Here is a 6,222-nt window from a genome sequence, read left to right as displayed (position 1 = left end):
GCCAGGCGGCGCAAGGTGGCGTCGAGCACGTCGGCGGCATAGCGCTTGACCACTGCCACATCGGGCAAGGCGACCTCCCAGCGCGCGTCGGGATCGATGCGCTCGGGATCGAACCATGCATCGGCGCCGGCCAGCAGCGACGGCGCCCCGGCCACCTGGAGCGGCACGCCGTCGTGCTCACGCACGCGTACCTCGCGCAGGCACCACCACTCGGCATGCCAGGCGATATGCCCCAGCATCCACAATGGCGGCTCGGCGAAATCCTGGCGCTGCACATCCCAGCCCCGGCGGGTCTGGCCAAAGGCGGCGAGCCATGCCAGGGTCCGGTTGCGGGTCTCCACCAGCGCCTGCGCCAGGCCTTCTCGTGGCAAGCRCCGAGGGTCGGTCCAGACCGTCTTGCCGCCGTTGAAGTGAAGATCGGGAAGCATGGAAAAGCCGCTCATCGAAAAAACCTGCCGGTGAATGGGATCGCCCACGGTTGCATGGCCGCGCGCCGGAAGTACGGCGCGCATGCTTGGCGCGCCGCCCCCGTCGCGGGAACGCAGGCATTATGACACCCCTGCCGCCGGGGCTCCGGCGGCCCGCGGCGCCGGGCGTGGAACGCTCACGCCCGCGCGTGGAACACCGCGAACCACCCACGCGGGTCGGTCCACCATACGGGATCGTCGAATCCGGCTGCCCCGAGCAAGGCGGCAAAGTCGCGCGGGCGGTATTTATACGAGTCTTCGGTATGGATCGTCTCGCCCGCGCTGAACGCCCGGCTGCCTTCCGCCCAGCGCACGGTGACATCGCGCTCGGCACGCAGGTGCATCTGGATGCGCGAGCCCTGGCGGTCGAAGCTGGCGGCGTGGCGCCAGTCCTCGAGGGCGAAGTCACTGCCGACGATGCGGTTCAGGTTGCGCAGCACGTTGCGGTTGAAGGCGGCGGTCACCCCCAGCGGATCGTCGTAGGCCGCGACCAGCGCCTGCTCTTCCTTGAGCAGGTCCACGCCGATCAGCACGCCGTCGCCGCGGCCCGCGGCCGCACGCAGTCGCTGCAGCAAGGCCTGCGCCTGGTCTGGCGCGAAATTGCCGATGCTCGAGCCCGGGTAGAAGAACAGCCGGCGCCCGTGCCTGACCTCGGGCGGCAGGTCGAGCGGCGCGCACAGGTCGGCGCCAAGGCCGAGCATGGGAATCTGCGGATGCTGCTGCTGCAGGCAGAACAGGGTGGCGCGCAGGAATTCCACCGAGATGTCGAGCGCCACGTATTGCGCAGGCTGCAGGCTGCCGAACAGCCGCGCGGCCTTCTGGCAGTTGCCCGCACCGAGGTCGATCAGCACGCAGCTGCTGCCGGCGCGCGCGGCCATGGCGGGTGCAAAGGTGGAGAAGACGGCGGCCTCGGTACGCGTCGGGTAATACTCGGGCAGGTCGGTGATGGCCTCGAACAGGCGCGAGCCGAGCACGTCGTAGAAGAACTTGGGGCTGATGCTGGCGGCCTCGGCCAGCAGGCCTCGCGTGATTTCTCCGCGCAACGCGCCGTTGTCTTCGTGATACTGCTGGATGAAGTCCAGCCGCGGCACCGGATTGGGCAGCGCGATCCCGTTGGCGGCGACAGCACCGGCCTGGCTGCCGTTGGGTTTCAAGGATGCGCCGGAAGTGCGCTTGGCTTGGGGATGTTCGTGTCGTGGCTGCAGCGGGGTCGGGACGGCCGGCATGACGTTTCCTTGATGGTCGATGGGCGATGCATAAAACCCCCAGGGGCCCGCACGTCACGGCATGCGCGGGGCCGGCATGGCGCGCGCCTCCGGTGACGTCTGGAGCGCATCGGCCGATGCCGGTCTTCTAGGATAGATCGCAAAAACGGGCCCGCGGCGGAAAAACGCCTGAAGCGCTGGCTACGCCCCTGAATATGTACGCCATAAACCACATTTTTCATCGCACGGAAAGCGCGGCTTCGTTTATAATCCGCCTCAGCGTATTCATCGCGGGCTTGCCCGGATGGAACGTCCCTCAAAGGGGAGTAGCTCCSGGGCCCAGCCCTTAGCACAATCGTCATTCCGAGTCCTCAGGGCCTCCGGTTGTGCTGACCGCCAACAAGACAGCAATGTACAAACGGCGGTCGAGCAAGACCTTTGCAACCTGGTTTCATGGTTTGCAAAGGCGCCCCCAAGCTCCCGAACTTCATGTCTCCAGGCAAACACTGTGCGCAAGTGCAGCTTTTGGCTTCCGGCTATTCGTTTTTCGAGGAGATTTCATGGAATGGTTCACCGATCTGTTCACGATGCAGTTCCTGACGGCGCTGCTTTCCATCGTCGTCATTGACCTGGTGCTCGCGGGCGACAACGCCATCGTGATCGCGCTGGCCGCACGCAACCTGCCGCCCCAGTTGCAGAAGAAAGCCATTATCTGGGGTACGGTCGGCGCGGTGGTGGTGCGCTCGGCAATGACCATTGGCGTGGTCTGGCTGCTCAAGATCCCCGGCCTGCTGCTGATCGGTGGCCTGGCGTGGTGCTGGGCCTGCTGATCAGCATCCCGATCGTTGTGTGGGGCTCGAGCCTGGTCCTCAAGCTGATGGGCCGCTTCCCCTCGATCATCTACATTGGCGCCGGCGTGCTGGCCTTCACCGCGGTGAAGATGATCGTCAGCGAGCCGCTGGTGAAGGCGTTCTTCGACAGCAACGCCATGCTCTACTACGGCCTGTTCGTGCTGATCGTGGGCGGCGTGCTCGGCGCCGGCTACCTGAAGCAGAAGCGCCGCACTCCGGCGGCGGCCAGCCAGTAAGGCCGGCACAGGAAGCAGGCAGCGCCCGCCGGGGCGCTGCGCCCGGCAGACGGGCCGCCGCGAGGCGGCCCGTTTTTGCTTGGCGCCGCACCGGCGGCGACAGGAAGTCCCCCGGCCGCGTTTGCGATAAAATCGCACATCCTTCGGCAAGCCGCCCATCGTTCGGCAGCTTGCACTTCATGCCCACACCGCTGTCGCGTCACTTTCCCCAACACCCGCGCCGATGAAACAGTACCTCGACTTCATGCGCCATGTGCAAGAGCATGGCACCGAAAAAGCCGACCGCACCGGCACCGGCACGCGCTCCGTGTTCGGCTATCAGATGCGCTTCGACCTGCGCCAGGGCTTCCCGGTGGTGACCACCAAGAAGCTGCACCTGAAGTCGATCATCCACGAACTGCTGTGGTTCCTGCAGGGCTCGACCAACATCAAGTACCTGAAGGAGAACGGGGTCAGCATCTGGGACGAATGGGCTGACGAGAACGGCGAACTGGGCCCGGTCTACGGCTCGCAGTGGCGCGCCTGGCCGACGCCCGACGGCCGGCACATCGACCAGATCAGCGAGCTGATGGCGCAGATCCGCAGCAATCCGGATTCGCGCCGCCTGATCGTGTCGGCCTGGAACGTGGGCGAGATCCCGCAGATGAAGCTGCCGCCCTGCCACGCCTTCTTCCAGTTCTACGTGGCGGACGGGCGCCTGTCCTGCCAGCTGTACCAGCGCTCGGCCGATATCTTCCTGGGCGTCCCGTTCAACATCGCCTCCTACGCACTGCTCACGCACATGATTGCGCAGCAGACCGGCCTGGACGTGGGCGATTTCATCTGGACCGGCGGCGACTGCCACATCTACAGCAATCACGCCGAGCAGGTGGCGACGCAGCTGTCGCGCGAGCCGCGCCCGTTGCCGCGGCTTGTCATCAAGCGCCAGCCGCAGAGCATCTTCGACTACCGCTACGAGGATTTCGAGCTTGACGGCTACGAACCTCACCCGGCCATCAAGGCACCGGTGGCCGTATGACATTGCTGACCCTGATCGTGGCCAAGGCCCGCAACAATGTGATCGGCCGCGACAACGCGCTGCCGTGGCGCCTGCCCGAGGATCTCGCGCACTTCAAGCGCACCACCATGGGCGCCCCCATCCTGATGGGCCGCAAGACCTGGGAATCCATCGGCAGGCCGCTGCCGGGCCGCCGCAATATCGTGGTGAGCCGCAACCCCGACCTGCGCATCGAAGGATGCGAGGTGGCGAACTCGCTCGAAGAAGCGCAGCGGCTGTGCGCGGGCACGGCGCAGATCTTCCTGATCGGCGGCGCGCAGTTGTACGCCGAGGCCCTGCCCAGCGCCGACCGCCTGGTGGTGACGGAGATCGATGCGGATATCGAAGGCGACGCGGTTTTCCCGCCGATCGACCCGCGCCAGTGGCTGGCCACCGCACGCGAATCGCATCACTCCGAGGCCAATGGCTTCGACTACGCCTTCGTGACCTACGAGCGCCCGCCCTCCGGCGAGGAATAAACCGGGCCTGGAAGCAAGAACCGCGCGGCGGCCCTGGCAACAGGCCGCTGCGCGGTCGTTTGCAGCGCCCGCCTCAGTTGCCGGCGATGGTCATCTGCTCGATCAGGATCGAGCCGGTTTCCTTCGTGCCGCGCACCAGCGTATCGGCGCCGATGGCGACGATCTGGCGGAACATCCCGGCCATGCTGCCGGCAATGGTGATCTCTTCCACCGGATAGCGGATCTCGCCGTTCTCCACCCAATAGCCCGAGGCACCGCGCGAATAGTCGCCGGTGACGTAGTTCACGCCCTGCCCCATCAGCTCCGTGACCAGCAGGCCGGTGCCGAGCTTGCGCAGCATGCCGGCGAAATCGTCGTCGGGCGTGGTCAGCTTGCTGGACAGCGTCAGGTTATGCGAGCCGCCGGCATTGCCGGTGGTCTTCATGCCCAGCTTGCGCGCCGAATAGGTGGAAAGGAAGTAGCCCTCCACCACGCCGCCGCGGACCACGTCGCGCGCATGGGTCCTCACGCCTTCCTCGTCGAACGGCGCGCTGCCCATGGCGCCCGGCAGGTGCGGCTGCTCGTGGATATGGATGTGCGGGGCGAACACGGCCTTGCCCAGCGTGTCGTAGAGGAACGTCGACTTGCGGTACAGCGCGCCGCCCGACACCGCCTGCACGAAGGCGCCCAGCAGGCCTGCCGCCAGCGGCGCCTCGAACAGTACCGGGCAACGGCGCGTGGAAAGCTTGCGCGAACCCAGGCGTGCCAGCGAGCGCTCGGCGGCATAGCGGCCGATATCCTCGGGCGCGGCCAGCGCGCCGGGAGCCCGCTTGGACGAGTACCAGTCGTCGCGCTGCATGCCGCTGCCGGTGCCGGCGATCGGCGCGCAGGAGATGAAGTGGCGCGAGTACGGGTAGCCGCCCGTGAAGCCGCGCGAGGTGGCCAGCACGAACTGCGAATGCTGGGCCGACACGCTGGCGCCATCGCTGTTGCGGATGCGCGGCGAGACGGCGAAGGCGGCGGCCTCGGCGCGGCACGCCAGCTCGATGGCCTGCGCGGCGTCGATGTTCCACGGATGGAACAGGTCGAGATCACGCGGGTTGTGTTCGAGCACCGTGACGCCCACCACCTTGTCGCGGTTCTGCTCGATAGTCTCCACCTCGCCCTTGCGTACCGAGACCGACAAGCCGCTGCCTTCGGAGATCTCGGTGGCCGCGTCGGTGGCGCCCAGTTCGCGTGCCACCCGCAGCACATCGGCGGCCATCTCGCTGAGCTGAGCCTGGGTATAGGTGAAATGGGCGGTCTGGTCTGCGGATTGATCCATTGTGGGCGCGGTCATCAAAAGTCCAAACAAGAATCATAGCAAGATAAAATGCCACCCATGACGCGAAACTCCCGCACCTCCCCCCGGAACGCCTCCGGCTTCCCCGGCCAGTTCGCCCCCGAACCGGACGAAGACGACCTGCCCAAGAGCAAGTCACAGAAAAAACGCGATATGCTCGCCCTGCAAGACCTGGGCGTGGAACTCGAAGCGCTGCCCAAGGATCGCCTGGCGCGCGTACCCATGCCCGAAGCGCTGGCCGACGCCATCCGCGATGCGCGCCGCATCACCAACCACGAAGGCAAGCGCCGCCAGATGCAGTTCGTGGGCAAGGTCATGCGCAGGCTGGACGACGCCGAGGTCGATGCCATCCAGCGCGTGCTGGAAGCCTTCAAGGGCGCCAGCAAGTCCGAGACGGCCAAGCTGCACCTGGTCGAGCGCTGGCGCGAACTGCTGCTGGCCGATGACGCCGCGCTGACGAAGTTCCTGGCCGAACACCCCGATACCGATGTGCAGGCGCTGCGCAACATCATCCGCAATGCCCGCAAGGAACGCGAACTGAGCAAGCCGCCGCGCTATTTCCGCGAGTTGTTCCAGGCGGTCAAGAGTGCGCTGGACGGCACCCAGGCAGCCGCCGGCGAAGCCGAG

5 protein-coding genes and 2 pseudogenes are annotated in these 6,222 nt (G+C 66.5%); 4 read left to right on the top strand and 3 right to left on the bottom strand.

What is annotated here, in order from left to right; genetic code table 11:
- Window positions 1-443: pseudogene (locus AC1DO7_RS40720) on the bottom strand (glycosyl transferase); the annotation flags it as partial.
- Between the two features lie 161 nt (window positions 444-604).
- Entirely contained in the window at window positions 605-1,693 is a 1,089-nt protein-coding gene (egtD, locus tag AC1DO7_RS40715; protein ID WP_441613090.1) for an L-histidine N(alpha)-methyltransferase, read from the bottom strand.
- A 539-nt stretch (window positions 1,694-2,232) separates the two neighbouring features.
- Here egtD and AC1DO7_RS40710 point away from each other — a divergent pair.
- From AC1DO7_RS40710 to AC1DO7_RS40700, 3 genes and pseudogenes are all read left to right on the top strand, one after another.
- A pseudogene (locus AC1DO7_RS40710) lies at window positions 2,233-2,759 on the top strand (TerC family protein).
- A gap of 223 nt (window positions 2,760-2,982) precedes the next feature.
- Window positions 2,983-3,777 carry a thymidylate synthase gene (locus AC1DO7_RS40705; protein WP_441643179.1) on the top strand — a complete coding sequence of 265 codons (795 nt, stop codon included), beginning with the start codon at window positions 2,983-2,985 and terminating at the stop codon, window positions 3,775-3,777.
- Window positions 3,774-4,274, top strand: a complete 501-nt coding sequence (locus AC1DO7_RS40700; RefSeq protein ID WP_441613093.1) for a dihydrofolate reductase — start codon at window positions 3,774-3,776, stop codon at window positions 4,272-4,274. The genes AC1DO7_RS40705 and AC1DO7_RS40700 overlap by 4 nt, the downstream gene beginning before the upstream one ends.
- Window positions 4,275-4,347: 73 nt before the next feature.
- Here the strand turns inward: AC1DO7_RS40700 and AC1DO7_RS40695 are convergent, their stop codons facing one another.
- Window positions 4,348-5,577, bottom strand: a complete 1,230-nt coding sequence (locus tag AC1DO7_RS40695; RefSeq protein WP_477117518.1) for a metallopeptidase TldD-related protein — start codon at window positions 5,575-5,577, stop codon at window positions 4,348-4,350.
- 57 nt (window positions 5,578-5,634) lie between these two features.
- Between AC1DO7_RS40695 and yjgA the strand changes: the two genes are divergently transcribed.
- Window positions 5,635-6,222 (top strand): ribosome biogenesis factor YjgA (gene yjgA / locus AC1DO7_RS40690; protein ID WP_477117517.1); only part of this gene is annotated, 588 nt, incomplete at its 3' end.

This window comes from Cupriavidus sp. 05N40, from assembly GCF_056397305.1.
This window is presented reverse-complemented; position numbering and strand designations above follow the sequence as displayed.

What these genes read in the sequence shown, in the direction of transcription:
- egtD (WP_441613090.1), bottom strand. Translation starts at nt 1,693, where the DNA reads ATGCCGGCCGTCCCGACCCCGCTGCAGCCACGACACGAACATCCCCAA.
- AC1DO7_RS40705 (WP_441643179.1), top strand. Translation starts at nt 2,983, where the DNA reads ATGAAACAGTACCTCGACTTCATGCGCCATGTGCAAGAGCATGGCACC.
- AC1DO7_RS40700 (WP_441613093.1), top strand. Translation starts at nt 3,774, where the DNA reads ATGACATTGCTGACCCTGATCGTGGCCAAGGCCCGCAACAATGTGATC.
- AC1DO7_RS40695 (WP_477117518.1), bottom strand. Translation starts at nt 5,577, where the DNA reads ATGGATCAATCCGCAGACCAGACCGCCCATTTCACCTATACCCAGGCT.